General features: G+C 38.8%; 18 protein-coding genes. 17 read left to right on the plus strand and 1 reads right to left on the minus strand.

Annotated elements, in window-relative coordinates; genetic code table 11:
• The first annotated feature begins 502 nt into the window (after positions 1-502).
• The 17 genes from E1I69_RS11720 to E1I69_RS11800 all read left to right on the plus strand — a co-directional run bounded on the left by E1I69_RS11720 (position 503) and on the right by E1I69_RS11800 (position 18,700).
• Positions 503-949: a sigma-70 family RNA polymerase sigma factor gene (locus E1I69_RS11720; RefSeq protein ID WP_431731880.1), complete on the plus strand. Its 447-nt coding sequence runs from the start codon at positions 503-505 to the stop codon at positions 947-949.
• Positions 950-1,393: a hypothetical protein gene (locus E1I69_RS11725; RefSeq protein ID WP_136379803.1), complete on the plus strand. Its 444-nt coding sequence runs from the start codon at positions 950-952 to the stop codon at positions 1,391-1,393.
• Positions 1,390-2,484, plus strand: a complete 1,095-nt coding sequence (locus E1I69_RS11730) for a hypothetical protein (RefSeq protein ID WP_136379804.1) — start codon at positions 1,390-1,392, stop codon at positions 2,482-2,484. Before E1I69_RS11725 ends, E1I69_RS11730 begins: the two co-directional genes overlap by 4 nt.
• Complete coding sequence (locus E1I69_RS11735; RefSeq protein WP_136379805.1) at positions 2,484-3,437, plus strand: hypothetical protein; 954 nt, start codon at positions 2,484-2,486, stop codon at positions 3,435-3,437. Before E1I69_RS11730 ends, E1I69_RS11735 begins: the two co-directional genes overlap by 1 nt.
• Before the next feature lie 208 nt (positions 3,438-3,645).
• Positions 3,646-4,557 carry a diacylglycerol kinase gene (locus E1I69_RS11740; RefSeq protein WP_136379806.1) on the plus strand — a complete coding sequence of 304 codons (912 nt, stop codon included), beginning with the start codon at positions 3,646-3,648 and terminating at the stop codon, positions 4,555-4,557.
• Between the two features lie 197 nt (positions 4,558-4,754).
• A complete protein-coding gene (rlmD, locus tag E1I69_RS11745; protein WP_136379807.1) occupies positions 4,755-6,134 on the plus strand; it encodes a 23S rRNA (uracil(1939)-C(5))-methyltransferase RlmD in 1,380 nt (459 codons plus the stop codon).
• A gap of 41 nt (positions 6,135-6,175) precedes the next feature.
• Entirely contained in the window at positions 6,176-6,412 is a 237-nt protein-coding gene (locus E1I69_RS11750; protein ID WP_136379808.1) for a hypothetical protein, read from the plus strand.
• A 382-nt stretch (positions 6,413-6,794) separates the two neighbouring features.
• The gene (locus tag E1I69_RS11755) at positions 6,795-8,234 is read left to right on the plus strand and encodes an MFS transporter (RefSeq protein ID WP_136379809.1); all 1,440 of its coding nucleotides are present in this window, start codon (positions 6,795-6,797) and stop codon (positions 8,232-8,234) included.
• Positions 8,235-8,257: 23 nt separating this feature from the next.
• Positions 8,258-9,445, plus strand: a complete 1,188-nt coding sequence (locus E1I69_RS11760) for an amidohydrolase (protein WP_136379810.1) — start codon at positions 8,258-8,260, stop codon at positions 9,443-9,445.
• A gap of 248 nt (positions 9,446-9,693) precedes the next feature.
• The gene (locus E1I69_RS11765) at positions 9,694-10,269 is read left to right on the plus strand and encodes a TetR/AcrR family transcriptional regulator (protein ID WP_136379811.1); all 576 of its coding nucleotides are present in this window, start codon (positions 9,694-9,696) and stop codon (positions 10,267-10,269) included.
• Between the two features lie 114 nt (positions 10,270-10,383).
• The gene (locus E1I69_RS11770; protein WP_136379812.1) at positions 10,384-12,495 is read left to right on the plus strand and encodes an MMPL family transporter; all 2,112 of its coding nucleotides are present in this window, start codon (positions 10,384-10,386) and stop codon (positions 12,493-12,495) included.
• A gap of 191 nt (positions 12,496-12,686) precedes the next feature.
• Positions 12,687-14,258 (plus strand): ABC transporter substrate-binding protein, encoded by a 1,572-nt coding sequence (locus tag E1I69_RS11775; RefSeq protein ID WP_136379813.1) that lies wholly within the window; start codon positions 12,687-12,689, stop codon positions 14,256-14,258.
• A gap of 102 nt (positions 14,259-14,360) precedes the next feature.
• Positions 14,361-15,311, plus strand: a complete 951-nt coding sequence (nikB, locus tag E1I69_RS11780) for a nickel ABC transporter permease (RefSeq protein WP_136379814.1) — start codon at positions 14,361-14,363, stop codon at positions 15,309-15,311.
• A 50-nt stretch (positions 15,312-15,361) separates the two neighbouring features.
• The gene (locus E1I69_RS11785) at positions 15,362-16,222 is read left to right on the plus strand and encodes an ABC transporter permease (protein ID WP_136379872.1); all 861 of its coding nucleotides are present in this window, start codon (positions 15,362-15,364) and stop codon (positions 16,220-16,222) included.
• Positions 16,223-16,268: 46 nt separating this feature from the next.
• Positions 16,269-17,267, plus strand: coding sequence for an ABC transporter ATP-binding protein (locus tag E1I69_RS11790; RefSeq protein ID WP_136379815.1), 999 nt, complete (start codon positions 16,269-16,271; stop codon positions 17,265-17,267).
• A gap of 1 nt (position 17,268) precedes the next feature.
• Positions 17,269-18,267 (plus strand): ABC transporter ATP-binding protein, encoded by a 999-nt coding sequence (locus E1I69_RS11795; protein WP_136379816.1) that lies wholly within the window; start codon positions 17,269-17,271, stop codon positions 18,265-18,267.
• Between the two features lie 52 nt (positions 18,268-18,319).
• A complete protein-coding gene (locus tag E1I69_RS11800) occupies positions 18,320-18,700 on the plus strand; it encodes an OsmC family protein (RefSeq protein WP_136379817.1) in 381 nt (126 codons plus the stop codon).
• 75 nt (positions 18,701-18,775) lie between these two features.
• Here E1I69_RS11800 and nikC read toward each other — a convergent pair whose 3' ends face one another.
• Entirely contained in the window at positions 18,776-19,678 is a 903-nt protein-coding gene (gene nikC, locus E1I69_RS11805) for a nickel transporter permease (RefSeq protein WP_207308544.1), read from the minus strand.
• Positions 19,679-19,699: the final 21 nt, after the last annotated feature.

The raw sequence follows: 19,699 nt of genomic DNA on the forward strand, positions 1-19,699 counted from the left end.
GCAACTATTGTTTCTGAATGTACATCCAACCCAGCACATCGTTTGTGCAAAGTTTCCATTTCACTCCACCTTTTAGAATGTATTCCACAAACAATGGAATGAATTTGAAATTAGACATTTTTCTGTTCGTAGTCATCTCTCGATAGAGAGAGCTAACAATGGGTTGTACACCAAATTCATTCCAACAGTTTTTTATACGGGGTAAAACCACCATTAAAGACCACGTAATATACTCATTGTTTGCGGTATCTACATTATGGGGAAAAGAATCTATTTTCATGCCTGGGTTGAGAGCGAAAGATCATGATAGTTTTTTATGCAAAAAAATATTTTTGATAAAAACTGTAGGGTATAGTAGGTGTTAGTTCGTCTATATGGGTAGACAGAGTGAAAGGGGGAGAGTGCAATTCAAGATGAGGTTCTGATTGAGAAAGCAAAAGCAGGCGATGAGCATGCCTTTCGCTTACTCATTGAAAAATATAAGAATCTAGTATTCAAGGCTATTTATCCAGTTCTTCGTCATGAAAAGGATGCGGAAGATGCGGAACAGGAAGTATTTCTCAAAATCTATTATGCACTCCCCCAATACAGTGCACAGGGCTTTAAAGCATGGATTACCCGTATTGCAATAAACCATGCCATTGATGTGAAACGGAAGAAGCAGAGGCAACATGAACTGATTATAGAGCCAGATGAGCTTCCTGCACTCTCTTCGTCAGAGGAAAACGTCGTTATCCCACTTTTACGAAAAGAACAACGCGAATTGGTCAAAAACCGGTTACACGATATGCCTGCGAATTATCGCGAGGTGATCGAAGCCTATTACATAGCGGAAAAAAGCTATAAACAAATCGCTACTGAACAGCAAATCGAGGTAAAAACCGTTGAAATAAAGCTATACAGAGCCCGAAATTGGATGAAGAAACATTGGAAGGAGGATGATTTTTAAATGAGGCATTTCAGCAATGAAGAGTGGTTGTTGTATATAAAGGATCAGTTAGAAGAACCGAAGCGGGAAGAACTCGAAAATCACTTATTCTCTTGCGACCAATGTGTAGAAGTCTATACGGAGTTAGTGGAATCCCATGCTGAGGAGATTCCTTACCTAGACAATGACAGCTTTACAGATGGAGTTATCCAAAAGCTTCCGCTAACAAAAGAAAGGCTTGGGAAGTCGTTTTTACAAAGTCCAATTTTTCACTATGGGATTGCTGCAGTTGTGACATTGACTTTGATGTCGACCGGGGTATTCCAGAGTATGACAGGAATTATCGGTACAGTTGAAGCATCTAGTTTTTCAGAGCAAAAACAATCTGTTTCAAATCAGTTAATGGAAAAAACATTATCGCTATTTGACATAATTGAAACAAATCATGAGGAGGGAGAAAAATGAGTTATAATCCAGTGCTAGCCTTTTTTCTATCATTTATTCCAGGTGTTGGCCATTTTTATGTAAATCGAAAAGTAAGAGGGTTTCTTTATGGAGCAGGAACGGTTGGCTCCATTTTAATAGGAATCTTTGGCACATTTATGGTAGGGTATCAGGACCCATTTTTTGTTGGGCTGATATTTGCATTTTTCGTTGGAGTCATTAATGTGCTTGATATGATTATCTTTCTGTTGCGAAATAACAAGCAAAATCAACATCAACAAGTGATTCAATCAGAAGAAGGGCAATCCGTTTCCGTTCGAACTGATGATTCAGATCGTTTCTACACAATTATTCTTTCATTTATCCCAGGATTGGGCCATTTTCAACTTGGCTTGATTAACCGAGGTTTAACTTTTCTAATTGGTTTTTTTGGATTAGGAACGATGATTGTATTTATTTCAGTGTTTACAGATCAAGGAGCATTCTTGGTGTTTCTTGGTATTCTTCCAGTTATTTGGGTATATAACATGTTTGATGCCGTTCAGCTTGAAAGTAAAAAACAGCGTGGAGAAGAATTGGTCGATAGGACAATTTTAGAAGATTTTGAGGAAACAAGACGGGAGCAAGGGCGTAAAAGCAAAACGCTCGCAACAGTTCTTGCGATATTCCCAGGGGCTGGGCACTTGTATCTTGGCTTACAAAAACGGGGGATACAGCTGATGGCGGCCTTTTTATTCGCTATATACATTTTAGATGTGCTTCGCCTATCCTTATTCTTATTTTTAATCCCAATCATTTGGTTTTATAGCTTCTTCGATGCCCTTCAGAAGGTGTCAAAGCATGGCGAAGAGGAGCTTGAGGATGTTCCCGTGGTCTCCTACATTGTCAACCACCAAAAATGGGTTGGATTCGGTTTGATTGCACTAGGACTATATTATTTACTAGTAAATGTTGTCCTACCTACTGTTGGTCCAATGGTTGCGAGAATGTTTCATTTTGATATTCAACACTTCTACTACTCCTATTTTCAGGGCACGATCATCTGCATCCTCTTAATCGGTGGTGGTTTGAAGCTTATGGTAGGCAGTAAAAAACGGAAGGAGAATGCGTAATGAGAAAATGGCGTGTTGGTTCTGTGTCAATGGGATTGTCTTTGATTTTACTTGGTGTTCTCCTTTTTGTATCACAAATAAAGGGAATGCCAATGATGGAGCCACTGCTTGTCTGGTGGCCAATCATACTAATTGTCTTAGGAATTGAGATTGTCGTATATCTCTTCTTATCAAAACAGGAAAATCCAATCTTAAAATATGACTTTTTAAGTATTATATTCGTAGGGATTATTGGAACGATTGGGATCGGCTTTACTCTGTTGTCATCGATAGGAGTGGTTGATAAGGTTGAAGGTGCGATAGGAGCAGAGCATCGTTCAATGGATTTGCCAGTTTTGGATGAAAAGTTATCAACTGATATTAAACGGGTGGTCCTTGAAACGAATGGGGTAACAAGTAAAATTGAAGGCTCCATTAAAAATGAATTACATGTGTTTGGAGTTTACCAGGCAACGGTTCACCCGAAAGCTGATCCAATCATATCGGAATCAAGTGATTATGTATTTACGAAGGCTGTTGGTGACACAATGTACGTGACATTGAAAGAACCGGCTGAACAAGCGGGCCCTTTTTCTACGTATACAACAGTGGAGCCAACGATTATTGTGCCAAGTTCAATTCATTTAGAGGTTCGTGGTCAACAAAATCATGTTTCGCTTTATCCTGGTTCCCTTGAAAATAACTGGGTGGTTGACGGAGCATCAAATGTATCAGTTCATGTAGCGGAAGAGAGTAATATTCTGCTGTCTGCTATTTCAAATAATGAACTAGAAAATGGGAATATGAAATGGGATAAGATTGACACAACTGAACGAGGTGGTATTGATGAGGTTTACGAGGACAGTACACGAGAAAAATTGTACAAGGGCACAAAAAAGCTAGGGGAAGGAACCTATAAGCTATCCATTTTTAATAGCGATTTGGTGACTGTGAATCTTGTTGAAAAAATGTAGGAACGATGAAAATTGCGTTTGGTTTTGACTAAGCGCATTTTTTAATAAAAGAATTTGGGCAAGCTGGGTAACCTATTGATGAATATAAATAAAATAAGAGATAACTGTGAAAAAATGGATTTTTTTGCTAGTGTCAAAATTGATTAAATCGATTGGATAGGCTATGATGTAACATAGATGATCGACTATCTTATTTAGGATGATGAAAATGAAGAGGGCTCGAATAATATATAACCCAACCTCTGGAAGAGAGTTGTTTAAACGACATTTGCCTGAGGTTTTAGAGAAATTAGAAAGAGCAGGATATGAGACTTCATGCCATGCCACGACTGGAGCAGGGGATGCAACCAATGCGGCACGAATTGCAGTTGAAAGAAAGTATGACCTTGTGATTGCTGCCGGAGGCGATGGAACAATCAATGAGGTCGTAAATGGTCTAGCTGAACAGGAATACCGCCCAACTTTAGGGATTATTCCAGTTGGTACAACAAATGACTTTGCCCGTGCAATCGGGGTACCGCGTAATATCGATGGTGCTTGTGACGTAATTATAGAAGGAAATTCTGTTCCGATTGATATAGGTCGGATAAATGATAAATATTTTATTAATATTGCTGGCGGAGGAAGGTTAACTGAGCTAACCTATGAGGTGCCAAGCAAACTTAAAACGATGCTAGGGCAACTTGCGTATTATTTGAAAGGGATGGAGATGCTTCCGTCCATTCGTCCAACCGAGGTTAGTATTGAGTATGATGGTAAGTTGTTTGAGGGCGAAATTATGTTATTCCTCGTTTCCTTAACCAATTCTGTCGGAGGCTTTGAAAAGCTTGCCCCAGATTCATCACTCAATGATGGACTGTTTGATTTGTTAATTTTAAAAAAGGCAAACTTAGCCGATTTCATCAAGGTAGCAACTCTTGCCATTCGTGGAGAGCATATCAATGACCCGCATGTGATATACACAAAGGCAAATCGCGTTAAGGTAAATCCAACTGAAAAGATGCAAATTAATCTTGATGGAGAATACGGTGGCTTGTTACCTGGCGAATTTGTGAATTTGTATCAGCATATTAATGTATTGGTTTCAAAGGAAAAGGCAGAGAAAATGGAAAAAGAATAAGTAGAGAAAAGTCTGGCCTTGGGTCAGATTTTTTTGCTTTTACCAAGCAATGTTGGTTTAAAAACTGTGATAAAACACGAAATATTAGGATCCTTCATTTATCAATTATGAATGCAATCCTTCATGTGCATTGGCACAACTCCCTCCTGGTATGTTACAATCAGTTCAGCATTTTGAACGTAAAGGAAGAAAACATAATGACAAAACTGAAACCACCAGTTGAAAAAAATACATATTATGATGTTACATTTGAGGATCTCACTCATGATGGAGCAGGAGTCGCGAAAATCGAGGGCTTTCCGATTTTTGTTCCGAATGGCCTACCTGACGAGAAAGCGAAAATCAAAGTCATCAAGGTTCAGAAAAACTATGGCTTTGGTCGGCTAATTGAGCTCTATGAAAAAAGCAAATTTCGAATCGACGCCCCTTGTCCGATATATAAAGAATGCGGAGGCTGTCAGCTTCAGCATTTAAGCTATGAGGGTCAGTTGGTAGCAAAACACAACCAGGTCCAGCAAGTGTTATCACGAATTGGAAAGCTCCAAAATATCAAAGTTCATCCAGTTCTTGGAATGGAAAATCCTTGGCGTTATCGGAATAAGGCACAGGTTCCTGTAGCAGACAGGGAAGGTGGACTTGTAGCAGGATTTTACCAGCAGCGAAGCCATGAAATTATTGATATGGAAGCATGCCTCATCCAACAAGAAAAGAATGATCAGGTCGTGCAAACAGTAAAAACAATCTGTGAGAAGTATGGGATTCAAGCCTATGATGAAAAAAACAACAAGGGTACACTTCGCCATATCATGGCACGCTATGGTCTTGTCTCGGGTGAAATAATGGTCGTTCTGATCACGAGAACGAAGGATCTCCCACATAAAAGTAACATCATCTCAGATATAACAGCCGAGTTACCTGGTGTGAAATCGATCGTGCAAAATATAAACCCCAAACAGACCAATGTGATATTTGGAAATGAAACAAATGTCCTTTGGGGCGAAGAATATATTTACGATACTATTGGTGATATTAAATTTGCTATTTCGGCTCGGTCTTTTTATCAGGTTAATCCTGAGCAAACAAAGGTGCTTTATGATAAAGCATTGGAATATGCGGAGTTAACGGGTAAAGAAACGGTTATTGATGCCTATTGTGGGATAGGGACAATCTCGCTGTTTCTAGCTCAAAAAGCTAAAAAGGTGTACGGTGTCGAAATTGTTCCTGAAGCGATTGAGGATGCGAAGCGAAACGCAGCACTAAATTATATTCATAATGCAGAGTTTGCAGTAGGAGAAGCTGAGGTTGTCATCCCGAAATGGTATAAGGATGGGGTTAAAGCGGATGTGATCGTCGTTGATCCTCCGCGTAAGGGATGTGATGATGCACTCTTACAAACCATTTTAACAATGAAACCAGGGAAAGTTGTGTATGTTTCCTGCAACCCAGCAACACTTGCAAGGGATCTACGGATACTAGAAGACGGTGGATATGAAACGACCGAAGTACAACCAGTCGATATGTTCCCACACACTGTCCACTGCGAAGCAGTCGCAAAGTTGGTATTAAAACCTAATTAGATAAAGAAGTCCTGTTAAATACTGGAGGTGTAACAACAAAAGTGGCGAACTTAAAATTAAAGTCTAAAATTCTTGAAATTGTAGATAATCAAATCAATATAAACGATCCGAAAATTACAAAAGAAACAATGGAACGGTTAATGGGGTTGGGTTACTCTGAAACAGAGTCCAAAGAAATGATAGGCAGAGTGCTTGTCGAGGAAATGTACGATATCCTAAAAAATCAAGTTCCGTTTAATGAAAAACGATATTCCGATAAATTAAATATGCTTCCGTAGTCCCTTGGATACAATTGCAAAAAACAATCTGTACTAATCGGCTATTTTTGCGAAAACCCATTTTCAATCAATCGTTTGTTTAATGGGTTTTTTCTGTTGTATCAAGGATCCCCAAATTCAATCAATCGGTTGTTTGAATTAAAATGGTCGTGACAAGCAGTTCAAATGGCTTGCTGTACTAGTCTGCTTTATAAGTTGGAAGTAAAGAAAATATGAAGAGAAAAGGCCTGTGTCATAGGTGATGTTGCCCTTCTCTCTGTGTATGGGACAAATAAAAATAAAGTCATTTAATAGAACTCTGGATGCCGCATAATTTTCACATTTTACATAGCATTAAGCGCCTGTGTACGGGGATTATAGTAGCAGAAGGAGGTTACATAACATGGATACAGCTTATAAAGGCACAAATAAAATGATTATCGGAATTGTGTTCGGGGTTATTACTTTCTGGTTATTTGCCCAAGCAATGGTGAATGTAGTCCCTGCTGTACAAAAGGACTTAGGGATTTCACTAGGAACACTGAACATTGCCATCAGTTTGTCGGCTTTATTCTCAGGAATGTTTATCGTTGCTGCAGGTGGACTTGCTGACAAAATAGGGCGTAAGAAGATTGCCAATATTGGGTTTGTTTTAAGTATCATTGGTTCACTTTGTCTAGTCATTACTCAAGGATCTGCGTTGCTCATTATTGGACGTGTGATTATAGGTCTATCAGCTGCATGTATTATGCCATCCACTATCGCATTAATGAAGGCTTACTTCGAGGGGGCAGAGCGTCAGCGTGCATTAAGTTATTGGTCAATCGGCTCGTGGGGAGGTTCGGGAGTTGCTTCTTTTGCGGGCGGTGCAATTGCCACATCATTAGGTTGGAGATGGATATTCGTTTTTTCCATTATCTTTGCCGTTGCGGGTATGTTTTTACTAAAGGATACACCAGAAAGCAAACAGCCTTCCACAGGTAAGTTTAAATTTGATTACACGGGCTTAGCTATTTTTATCGTGACCATGATTGCCTTAAATGTTTTTATAACGTATGGATCAGATCTGGGATGGACAAGCCCAATTTCACTAGGTCTTATAGCAGTAACAATTGTAGGTCTACTGGTATTCATTAAAGTAGAAAAGAGCAAAGAAATTGTCCTTATTGACTTTGCTGTGTTTAAAAACGCGCCGTATACAGGTGCTACAGTCTCGAATTTTTTACTGAATGCCATTGCGGGTACCTTAGTCGTCGCGAACACATATGTACAAGTAGGGCGAGGATTCAGTTCATTTCAATCAGGAATGCTGTCATTAGGCTATTTAGTTACTGTGCTCGCCATGATTCGTGTCGGTGAGAAAATTTTACAAAAAGTTGGCGCGAAAAAGCCGATGATTTGGGGTGCGCTCATTACCACGGTTGGTGTAGGGTTAATGGGCTTAACATTTTTACCAGGCTTTTCTTATACAATTGCTGTTTTTATTGGCTTTGCTTTATTTGGACTCGGACTTGGTATTTATGCGACCCCATCAACAGATACATCTGTATCAAATGCCCCGGCTGATAAAGTTGGCGAAGCAGCTGGTGTTTATAAAATGGCAAGTTCACTAGGTAGTGCATTTGGTGTGGCGATTTCCACAGCAGCTTACGCGGCAATTGCAGCAACTGGCAACCTTGAATGGGCAGCAACAGTAGGTATCATTGTTAATGTGATTTTTGGAGTCTTATCCATTATCTCGATAATGGTCATGGTTCCAAAAGATGCAGGTAAAACAGCAAAAGATGTAAAACCAAATCTTACTTCTAAAAAGTCAACAAACCGAGAGCCTGTTCCAGAATAACTGAGTAAAAGGAGTATAGATCAATGAAAGAAAAATTAATGGAAATGTTAGAATCTCGCAAGGATGAAATGATTGAAATTCGTAGACACCTACATGAAAATCCAGAATTATCCTTTAAAGAGGTAAAAACCGCTCAATATATTCTTGACTTTTATAAGGGGAAGGACGTAGAAATTCAATCCAATGTTGGAAACGGCTATGGAATTGTTGTAACAATCAAGGGGAGAAAGTCAGGGAAAAACATAGGTTTGCGTGCAGACTTTGATGCCCTTCCAATTGTTGAGGAAGCCAACGTTCCTTTTAAATCAAAAAATGAAGGCGTCATGCATGCATGTGGTCATGATGGTCATACAGCCTACTTACTAGTGTTAGCAGATTGTTTAATTCAATTAAAGGAAGAAATACCAGGGACCATCAAAATTATTCACCAACACGCAGAAGAGGTTCCGCCAGGTGGGGCGAAAAGTATTGTAGAATCAGGTGTTCTTGATGATTTAGACAATGTATTTGGGATTCATTTGCTTCCCTTAGGTCCTGCAGGGTTGGTTGGGTATCATGCAGGATTTTCCTTCAATGGTAGAGCATATATGAAATTGAAAGTTCAAGGTAGAGGTGGACATGGCTCATCACCACATCTAGCGAATGATGCGATTGTGGCAGGTGCTCATTTTGTAACAGCGGCTCAAACAATTATTAGTCGTCGTCTAAGTCCATTTGAAAATGGTGTCATTACGATTGGATCATTTGATGGGAAAGGAACCTTTAATGTCATTAAGGACAGTGTGGAGCTTGAAGGTGACATTCGTTATATGACAGATGAAACAAAGGAAAAAATTGAACATGAAATTAAACGTATCGCAAAAGGTCTTGAAGAAGAATTTGGGGTAACATGTGAGCTTACTTATGAAAATGATTACCCGCCTCTATACAATGATCCTGAAATAACTGAAAAAGTTGCGGAATATCTAAAAAATGCAAATGACAAAGATATTAAAGAAGTGAAAGAATTTCCTCCGATGGCACCATCTGAAGATTTTGCTTATTATGCAAAAAAATTTCCTTCTTGTTTCTTTTACATTGCATGTACACCAAAGGGTGAAAAGGATCCGTATTTCAATCATCATCCTAAGTTTGATATTGATGAAGATGCCCTCCTTGTTGCAGCAAAAGCAGTGGGGCATGTTGTTTGTGGATATTACGAGCTAGGCTAAAAAACAATCTGTACTAATCCGCCATTTTCGTGAAAACCCATTTTCAAACAAACGTTTGTTTAATGGTTTTTCTTAAGGTTTTCAAGGGTTTGCAAATTCAAACAAACGTTTGTTTAAATAAAATGACTAGGATGAAGCAGGGAGAAATCCGCGCTGTACTAGTCATAAATTGACGATAAATTGTCAATTTCAAGCCAACTCATTCTCTTTTTGAAAAACTTGTTCTATAATGAGGTGGGGTGAAAGGCATGGCTCGTGAGCGAAAATTTACAACTGAGGAATTATTTCAGATAACAGAGGAATTGCTTCTGACACATCATTATGAAGGGTTCCAGTTTAGTTTGGTGGCGGAACATTTACAGGTTTCTCGTGGTGCCATCTATAAGTATTTTGAAAACAAGGAAGAATTGATTACCGAATATATGCTTTATAAAATGGAGCAATTTCTTCATGAGTTAAAAGAAATCAACACAATCGAAGGCTTCCGTGCTCAGTTTGATTTTCTGCTGAATCTCATGTTTAAGAATCCGGAGCTTCATCAAATAATCGAAATTGGTAAACGTGTTCCGGTCGAAACAAACGCAAAAGTGAAAGAAAATATAGTGAGACTCGAAGGATACCATCTTCAGATGTACCAATATGTACAGGGCTTTATTGAGGCGGGAAAGAAGGAAAACTTACTCAACACAAACATACCGGAACCTTTGATATTAGGCTATATTTTTCAATCAATCGCCATACCGAATCATTTTGGCATACCACACGAGGTGTGGGTTGAGTCGATTAAGCAAATAATTTGTCATGGAATCTATAAAGATTTTTAATTGACACAGATGTCACTTATAAAAGATAATTAACGTGGCAACAGTGTCAATTTTTTTGCTATAAAGTGACGTTGGTGTCACCTTTCTAAATAAAAAATAAGGAGTTGAGTTGTTCTGAAACAGATGTTACAAGCCATTACAGATAAAGTCACCACAAAAAAGGGAATGTGGATTACATTAGCTACCTGGTTAATCGTAACGATGGCATTGGCAGTTTTTGCACCGAATGCAAAGGATTATGAGGTTACAAGGATTGATTCTTTGCCTGAAGATGCAAAATCCGTAGTTGCCAAAAATAAGGTGGATGAGTATTTCAAGGATAGTGAAGGAACGCCAGGAATATTAGTGTTTCAAACGAAGGAAGGTCAACTGGAATTTGCAGACCTTGTTACTGTATTCAATCATATCGAGGAAGCGAATATTCCAGGAGTTGAGCAGGTAGTTCCGTTGGCTTCTTTACCACCACAGGCTGCTGCAGGGTTTTTCTCGGAAGATCAAACAACTGCCCTACTTCCAATCATTTTTGATTCTTCGCTCGAAACAAAGGAAGTGCGGGATTCAAAGGATCAAATGATTAAAGTTGTTGATGAAAATACCGATTTAACGTTGTATGTGACAGGTCCTGCTGGGATTGCAACTGACTCACTCGATTTGTTTTCAAGGGCAGACCTTGTGTTAATTCTATCAACAGTTGGCTTAATTTTGATTTTATTAATTGTGATTTATCGTTCACCACTTCTCGCGTTAATACCGTTGTTAGCAGCAGTTTTTGTCTATGAAGTTGTGATGCAAACGCTCGGTATATTAGGGAAGGCTGGTCTACTATTAAGTAATCAAACGATTTCAATCATGTCCATTTTATTATTTGCAGCGGTGATTGATTATTCGCTCTTTATCTTTTCTCGATTCCGTGAAGAATTGAAGGGTCATGAAAATAAATATGATGCAATGCGTGCCGCAATGAAAGAAACAGGGATGCCGGTCTTTTTCTCTGGAGGAACGGTTTTAGCAGCGATGCTTGTTTTATTCTTCGCTGAATTCGGAGATTATCGCAATTTCGCGCCGACCTTTGCAACAACGATGGTTGTCATTATGCTTGCTTCGATCACATTGGTGCCAGCTCTATTTACACTTTTCGGTCGTAAGTCTTTCTGGCCAAAGGTTCCGAAGGTTGGAGATGAAAAAGTTAAAGATAATTCTATCTGGAGTAAAACTGGTCGGATGGTGGTCAAAAAGCCAGGGCTATCAGTTGCAATTATTGGCATTTTCCTATTAATCTCTGCAGCCAACATGTTCAACCTCACTTATGAGTTTGATACGATGAAGTCCTTTCCAGAAGATATGCCATCTCGACAAGGGTATGAATTGATTGAGGAGAAGTTCGCAAAGGGTGATCTTGCACCATCAACAATCTTGTATGAAGGAAAAGAAGCTTTAACGAAGGAAGAACAGGATGCATTACGAGTTGAGTTGCTAGAACAAGAACTTGTAAGTGATGTAAGGATCAATGGAATTGCTGATGATAATAAAGTAGTAAACTTCAGCTTAACATTTGAAGAAGGACCATATGATGTCAAAACAATTGATGCGATGGAACAGATGATCAATAACTCTGGCACAATCCTAGCTAATGCAAATGTAGACGGAGAACTTTATTTTGCAGGTGAAACGGCGACAAAAGTAGACGACCGAAATGTGAACAACAGAGATGTCATTTTAATTGTGGTGCTAGAGACAATCTTGATCTTTGGAATGTTAATTGTATTAACGAAATCGTTTAAAATGCCTATCTATATGATGGGAACAATCTTAGTGTCATTTTTAGCTGCGTTAGGTCTAGGGATGTTCCTAACAAACCTATTCTTTGATATTGATACGATTAGTAACAGGGTACCATTATATTCGTTTGTATTTCTTGTTGCACTTGGTATTGACTATAATATCATGCTTATTTCAAGATTCCAGGAGGAGCGGAGAACCCATTCTGTTAAAGAAGCTGTACAAATCGCCGTATCCAAAACGGGCGGAGTGATCTCGTCAGCTGGTATCATATTAGCGGCAACATTTGCTGTTCTGATGACACAGCCTGTTCAATTGCTATTTGTATTCGGTTTTATTGTTGCAGTGGGAATTCTATTAGACACCTTCTTAATTCGCGGAGTGCTATTACCAGGATTAATCATTTTATTGGAAAAGGACAAAGCGGTAAGTAAAGAGAATAATTGATATATAAAAAGAAGGCCATTATTGAACGTGATAATGGTCTTCTTTTTCTACTCCGTTGCAATACATGCTTTACTAATATAATTCATTGACATATATAAATTAATAGTCTAATATAATCTCAGAAAAACCTAGGTGTTTACTCGGTATTTCTCTATTTACTATAAAAAACAACTGTATGGGGGGGACAACAAATGATAAATAAAAAAGTTGGAATCATATTTCTGCTTTTTGTATTAGCTTTTGCATTGATAGGATGCAGCAATGGAGGGTCCAAAGATACAGAAGGGGCTTCTGGAGACAAGAAAACCTATAAAGATGAGATTAATATTGCAGTAACGGCACAGCCTCCAACATTAGACTCTGCCATGACAGTATCACAAGTTGCTTTAGATATAGCTGGCAATGTATTTGAAACACTTTATACATTAAATAAAGATTATGAGCCAACACCCATGTTAGCAAAATCTGTTGATGTAAGTGAAGATGGTAAAACGTATACTTTTACATTAAGAGAAGGAATTAAATTTCATAACGGTAAAGAAATGACTTCAGAAGATGTGGTCGCTTCAATGAATCGATGGTTGGAAAAATCATCTCGTGCGAAATCTCTTTTGACTAACGCAAAATTTGAAGCTGAAGGACCATACACAGTTAAATTAAGTTTGGAAAATGCGACATCTGACGTGTTAATTGTGATGTCATCACAATCCAATTTCCCTGCAATTATGCCAAAAGAAATAATTGAGTCAGCTCCTGCTGAAGGGATAACTGAATATATCGGAACAGGTCCGTTCAAATTTGAGGAGTGGAAGCAAGACCAGTTCATCCATTTGGTTAAATATGAAGATTACCAGCCTGTAGATGAAGAGCCAAGCGGCTTTGCTGGTAAAAAAGAAGCATTTGTAAATGATGTGTTTTATCACTTTGTAACAGATCATTCAACACGTATTGCTGGTATCCAAACAGGTGAGTACGATATCGCTGACAGCATACCAACAGAAAGCTATGAGCAGCTTAACGGCTTAGATAACGTGGAAGTTCACACTTTTGTTGGTGGGACACTAACACTATTTTTTAATACGAATAATGGCGCTCTAGCTGACGTTAAAATGAGACAAGCAGTAAATACCGCATTAAATATGGATGAAATTATGATGGCAAGCTTCGTAAATGAAGATCTGTACACATTAGAACCAGGTTATATGAATCCTAATGCAGTTCAATGGAATACAGACGCTGGTAAGGATGTATATAACCAAGCAGACCTTGAGAAAGCAAAAACCTTATTAAAAGAAGCTGGTTACAAAGGCGAGGAAATTACGCTATTAACAACTGGTGACTATGCTGAAATGAGTACTGCAACAACTGTTGTGCAAGAACAGTTAAGACAATTAGGTATGAATGTTAAAATCGATAGCTTCGATTTTCCAACTTTCTTAGAAACTAAAAATGATTTCACCAAGTGGGATATCTTTATTACAAGTAATGGTTATCAGTTAACTCCTCCACAGTTGTTAGCTGTTAATCCTGAGTGGGCAGGGCTAAACGATCCGAAGGTTACCGAATTAATTAAAGCTATTAGACAAGCCCCATCAGAAGAAGAATCATCAGCTAAATGGGATGAATTACAAGGATATCTATACGAAACCCTATCTTCAACCGCTATCGGACAGTATAAGAGTATTCTTGCTACAACGGATAAACTTGAAGGATTTGAAGTGTTCGAAGCTCCGATCATCTGGAATACAAAAGTAATTGAATAGAACATTGATTTTAAAAGAGTACAAGGTCCTCCAATGCCTCATCGCATTGGAGGACTATGTATTCTATTATATTTTTTCATACTCTAAAAGGGGGAATCTCCTTTGATTAGTTATATTATCAAAAGAATAGTATCACTTATACCAGTGTTGTTTGTTGTGTCAGTGGCCATTTTCCTCATTGTCCATCTCACTCCTGGTGATCCGGCTGCCGCCATCCTAGGAATCGAAGCATCAGAAGAACAAATACAAAAATTGAATGAGGAAATGGGACTAGACCTACCAATCTATCAACAGTATGTGAACTGGGTTACTGGAGTTCTTCAGGGAGATTTTGGTGATTCTTATTTTATGAATGAGCCAGTGACAGAATCGATTCTCAATCATCTAGGTCCCACCGTATCACTAGCGATTTTAGCTGAAATTGTTTCCTTATTTCTTGCCATTCCCATTGGGATTATTGCAGCCTATCGTAGGGGCTCTATTACCGATCAATCGCTAATGATTATTTCTTTATTAGGGATGGCTGTTCCAAGCTTTTTACTTGGATTATTACTCATGTTAACGTTCGGTGTATATTTACAATGGCTTCCAGTAGCTGGTTATGACCCCTTAAGTGAAGGTTTGTGGAATCATATTAAATATTTGATTCTTCCTGCAATTGCTTTAGGAACGATACAAGCGGCACTTGTTGCTCGCATGACCCGTTCATCGATGCTCGAGGTATTAAATAAGAACTTTATAAAAACTGCTCGTGCTAAAGGTGTGAAAGAAAGGAAAGTCATATTCAAACATGCCCTACGAAATGCATTTTTGCCTATTCTTACGGTAATTGGTCAATCCTTTGGTACATTAGTGACAGGTGCAGTAGTAGTAGAAACGATTTTTAACTTACCAGGTTTAGGTCAGCTTATTATTAACTCAATTGAAAGAAGAGATTTTGCTGTTATTCAAGGTGTCGTATTATTCGTTACGTTAATCTATGTGTTTATTAATCTTATCGTTGATTTACTATATGGTGTCATAGATCCAAGAGTTAGGCTCGATAAAAAATAGAGGGGAGGTTTGACCAGGTGGTAATAGATAGAGAAAACAAATTCCATGAGATGAAAGTAAACTTAAAAAAGCAACAGCGCCAATTAATGGTAAGAAGGTTTTTCTCGAATAAATTAATGGTCATTGGAAGTGCCATATTTGTTGTCTTAATTCTGGTTTCGCTAATAGGTCCTTCCCTTATGTCTTTTGATCCTTATGAGATGAAAGTATCACAAAGGCTACAAGCACCTGGTGCGGAGCATCTACTAGGTACGGATGAGTATGGCCGTGACCTTCTAACCAGGATTGTCTATGGTGCTAGAGTGTCAATTGGAGTAGGTTTGGCAGTAACGGTTATTTCATCAATTTTAGGTATGATTATTGGCCTATATGCAAGTTATTATCGAGCGTTAGATCATATTTTAATGCGCATTTGTGATGGGTTAATGGCTATTCCGGGGATTCTTTTGGCGATTGCTTTAATGGCAGCATTAGGGCCATCAGCGATGAATGTCATCATTGCTTTAAGTATCGTATTTACTCCAAACATTGCTCGGATTGTTCGTTCCTCTGCTTTAGTTGTGCGCGAACAAACATATATCGAAGCGATGAACGCGCAGGGGGCAAGTACATTCCGTATTATTTGGAGACATATTGCTCCAAACACCATCTCACCGCTTGTTGTACAAGCGACATTTGTTTTTGCCGAAACCATTATCTCCGAAGCCGCACTTAGTTTTCTAGGAGCGGGGGTTCCAGTACCAGATCCAAGTTGGGGAAACATCTTACAGGCTGGTAAACTAGTCATTTTTAAGGCTTGGTGGATGGTTGTGTTCCCAGGTATTGCGATTATTGTATCTGTATTAGGGTTAAATCTTCTTGGCGATGGGTTACGAGATTTAATAGACCCACATTCATCAAAGAAAAAATAGGAACCTATTTGAATTAATCATAGATTATAAAAAGGAAGGTATATTCATGGAGAAGCAGCCTTTATTAAACGTGAAAAACCTAAGAACTCATTTTCATACAGAGCGGGGGCGTGTAACTGCTGTAGATGGAATCAGTTTTCAAGTAGATAAAGGTGAGATTCTTGGTGTCGTTGGGGAATCTGGATGCGGTAAAAGTGTCATGTCTCAGTCAATCATGAGATTATTTGATGAAAAGTATACTGCAGAATATGAAGGTGAAATCGAACTTAGTGGGCAGAATATGCTAGATCTGCCAATTTCACAGATGCAAAAAATTCGCGGAAACGATATCTCCATGATTTTTCAAGATCCACTTAGTTCATTAAACCCCGTATATACAATTGGTGATCAAATCTCAGAATCAATTATGTTGCACCAGAACGTGACGAAAAAAGAGGCGAAAGAAAAGGCAATTGACATGTTAAGGCTCACAGGGATACCAGCACCAGAAAAGCGGGTGAATGAATATCCACATCAGCTATCAGGTGGTATGCAGCAACGAGTAATGATTGCTATGGCCCTTTCTTGTCAGCCCAAATTATTAATTGCAGATGAACCGACGACTGCCTTAGATGTTACCATCCAATCTCAAATTTTAGATTTAATCTTGGAGTTAAATGAGAAGCTTGGAATGGCTGTCATTTTTATTACGCATGATTTAGGGGTTGTCTCTGAAATATGTTCCCGTGTAATGGTCATGTATCTCGGTCAGGTTGTAGAGGAAACGGATGTAGATAGCCTTTTCTCCAAACCGCTTCATCCATATACAAAAGGGTTAATGAAATCTATTCCTCAATTAGAAGGGGATCGGTCGCAAAAACTGCATGTCATTGAGGGGACTGTACCCTCATTAGATAATATTCCAAAAGGGTGTCGTTATGCTGATCGTTGTCCATTCGCAGATGAACTTTGTAAAGAAAGTGCTCCAGAATTAAGAACATATGATGGAGACAAAAAAGTAAGATGCTGGCATTTTGAGAAAATTGCCCAACATGAGGAGGGATAATATGACTCTTCAATCTACTAGTGGAAATGAGCCAATTTTAGATGTTCAAGGTATTAAAAAGTACTTCCCTGTAACCGGACCACTTGGACGTTTGGGTGGAATTAAAGGTCAGGTTAAAGCAGTAAACGATGTCTCGTTTAAAGTTTTTAAAGGAGAGACATATGGGTTAGTTGGAGAATCAGGAAGTGGAAAGAGCACAACAGGCAGAACGGCAATGAATTTAATAAAGCCAACTGCGGGAAAGGTCTTCTACAAAAATAAAAATATATTTGATTTATCTAAGAAAGAACTTCGCCCCGTGCGTAAAGAGCTTCAAATGGTTTTTCAGGATCCGTTTTCTTCACTGAATCCGCGAATACGCGTTGGTGATACATTGGAGGAACCTTTGGTGATCCATTCATTATTGGCAAATAAAAATGAACGTCGCGAACGGGTATTTGAAATTTTAGACAAAGTAGGGATGCAGGCTGAACACTATTACCGCTTTCCACACGAGTTCTCAGGTGGGCAACGTCAGCGACTTGGATTAGCTCGGGCCTTAATATCAAATCCAGAAATTATCATTTGTGATGAGCCTGTATCAGCATTAGATGTTTCCATACAATCACAGGTGATTAATCTTTTACAACAACTACAGGATGAATTTCAACTATCATACCTTTTCATTACCCATGATATTAGTGTAGTTCGCCATATTTCTGATCGAATCGGTGTTATGTATTTAGGTAAAATTGTGGAGGAAGCGCCGACTGAAAGTTTATTTGAAACTCCCCTTCATCCATATACACAGGCATTATTTTCTGCAGTACCCGGTAAGCATCGAGCACAAAAAAGGGAAAGAATTGTATTGAAGGGGGAAATCCCTTCGCCATTAAACCCTCCAACCGGTTGTATGTTCCATACTCGGTGTCCGTTTGCGAAAGATATTTGTAGAACAGAAATCCCTCAAAAAAGAGAGATGGCTCCAAATCATTATGTTGCTTGTCATTTGTATGAGTAGCTAACATAAATGGACTAGTAGCGTTAAAATTTTATGATAGGAGGAAAATGAGATGGCTTTTATTAAAAAAGAAAATGACAGTTTTGGGATCTACAATGAGGAAGGACTTCAGGTTGAAGGTAGCTTTACTCCAAATTCGACTGGATTAAACCCAAAGGAGTTGCTAGAAGCATCGATAGGAATGTGTTTGACAATTGTGATTCAAAGAATGTTTGAGAGGGACGGTGTTGAGGTTAACGAGGGTGAATTCTCCGTAGAAGTAACAGGTATTAAAGCAGCAGACAGTCCTTCGCGCTTTGAAAAGTTTAATGTGTCGATTACACTTCCTGACCGGTTATCAGATGAATATAAACGTAAAATTATCGTTTCCGCAGAAAGAGCATGTACAATCAGTAACACTGTTACAAGAGGTGCTCAGGTTACAATTCATTAACAATTCATTAATCCTTAGGAATGCACTGATAAAAAAATGGCCTGCACCGCAGATGGTGCAGGCTTTCTGTTTTTTCTAACTCTTCATTTTTGGGTCTAGTGCGTCACGAAGACCATCACCCATAAGGTTAAAGCCTAATACGGTCAACATAATAGCAAGACCTGGAAAAATAAGTGTCCAAGGTGCTTGTTGAATATAGCTTCTTGCATCACTAAGCATTCTTCCCCATTCAGGCTCTGGAGCTTGTGCACCTAAACCTAGAAATCCTAAAGCAGCTGCTTCAAGTATGGCTGTTGCAATGCCGAGCGAGCCTTGAACGATAATAGGGGTTATGCTATTTGGAAGGATATGTTTTAAAAGAATGCGAGAATCTTTCATCCCAATCGCTTTTGCCGACATGATAAATTCTTCTTCTTTGATACTAATAACCTTTGAACGGACAAGACGTCCAAAGTTAGGGACATTTATAATGGCAATTGCAATTAATGCGTTTTGAAGGGATGGTCCTAAAATTGCAACAATTGCAATGGCTAGTAGGATGCTTGGGAATGCTAGCAAAATATCAAATGTTCTAGAGATCAGCATATCAACCCATTTTCCATAGTAGCCAGCAAGAATACCAAGTAAAGAACCGATAATCGCAGAGGCTAATACTGCAAAGAATCCAACCCATAACGAGATTCTTGCACCAAAAATAATTCTTGAAAAAATATCTCTTCCTAGGTCATCCGTCCCAAACCAATGATCTGCGGATGGGGGTTGTAGACTATCTGCTAGGATTGATTCTTTATAGCTTTGTGGAGCAATAACATCTGCGAAAATTGCTACTAAAATAAAGAAAGCAACAATCCCTGTACCAACAAGTGCTAGGCGATTCTTTTTAAATCCCTTCCAAGCATCTTTCCAAGGAGAGACGACTGCATCGTCATTCCGTTGGACGGATACATTTGATTCTTGTTGAGGAACCATTTCAGCCATGTGCAATTCCACCTCTTTTCC

It is taken from the genome of Bacillus timonensis (genome assembly GCF_004799755.1).
Classification (GTDB): Bacteria; Bacillota; Bacilli; order Bacillales; family Bacillaceae_L; genus Ferdinandcohnia; species Ferdinandcohnia timonensis_A.

What these genes read in the sequence shown, in the direction of transcription:
- E1I69_RS11725 (WP_136379803.1), top strand. Translation starts at nt 950, where the DNA reads ATGAGGCATTTCAGCAATGAAGAGTGGTTGTTGTATATAAAGGATCAG.
- E1I69_RS11730 (WP_136379804.1), top strand. Translation starts at nt 1,390, where the DNA reads ATGAGTTATAATCCAGTGCTAGCCTTTTTTCTATCATTTATTCCAGGT.
- E1I69_RS11735 (WP_136379805.1), top strand. Translation starts at nt 2,484, where the DNA reads ATGAGAAAATGGCGTGTTGGTTCTGTGTCAATGGGATTGTCTTTGATT.
- E1I69_RS11740 (WP_136379806.1), top strand. Translation starts at nt 3,646, where the DNA reads ATGAAGAGGGCTCGAATAATATATAACCCAACCTCTGGAAGAGAGTTG.
- rlmD (WP_136379807.1), top strand. Translation starts at nt 4,755, where the DNA reads ATGACAAAACTGAAACCACCAGTTGAAAAAAATACATATTATGATGTT.
- E1I69_RS11755 (WP_136379809.1), top strand. Translation starts at nt 6,795, where the DNA reads ATGGATACAGCTTATAAAGGCACAAATAAAATGATTATCGGAATTGTG.
- E1I69_RS11760 (WP_136379810.1), top strand. Translation starts at nt 8,258, where the DNA reads ATGAAAGAAAAATTAATGGAAATGTTAGAATCTCGCAAGGATGAAATG.
- E1I69_RS11765 (WP_136379811.1), top strand. Translation starts at nt 9,694, where the DNA reads ATGGCTCGTGAGCGAAAATTTACAACTGAGGAATTATTTCAGATAACA.
- E1I69_RS11775 (WP_136379813.1), top strand. Translation starts at nt 12,687, where the DNA reads ATGATAAATAAAAAAGTTGGAATCATATTTCTGCTTTTTGTATTAGCT.
- E1I69_RS11785 (WP_136379872.1), top strand. Translation starts at nt 15,362, where the DNA reads ATGAAAGTAAACTTAAAAAAGCAACAGCGCCAATTAATGGTAAGAAGG.
- E1I69_RS11790 (WP_136379815.1), top strand. Translation starts at nt 16,269, where the DNA reads ATGGAGAAGCAGCCTTTATTAAACGTGAAAAACCTAAGAACTCATTTT.
- E1I69_RS11795 (WP_136379816.1), top strand. Translation starts at nt 17,269, where the DNA reads ATGACTCTTCAATCTACTAGTGGAAATGAGCCAATTTTAGATGTTCAA.
- E1I69_RS11800 (WP_136379817.1), top strand. Translation starts at nt 18,320, where the DNA reads ATGGCTTTTATTAAAAAAGAAAATGACAGTTTTGGGATCTACAATGAG.
- nikC (WP_207308544.1), bottom strand. Translation starts at nt 19,678, where the DNA reads ATGGCTGAAATGGTTCCTCAACAAGAATCAAATGTATCCGTCCAACGG.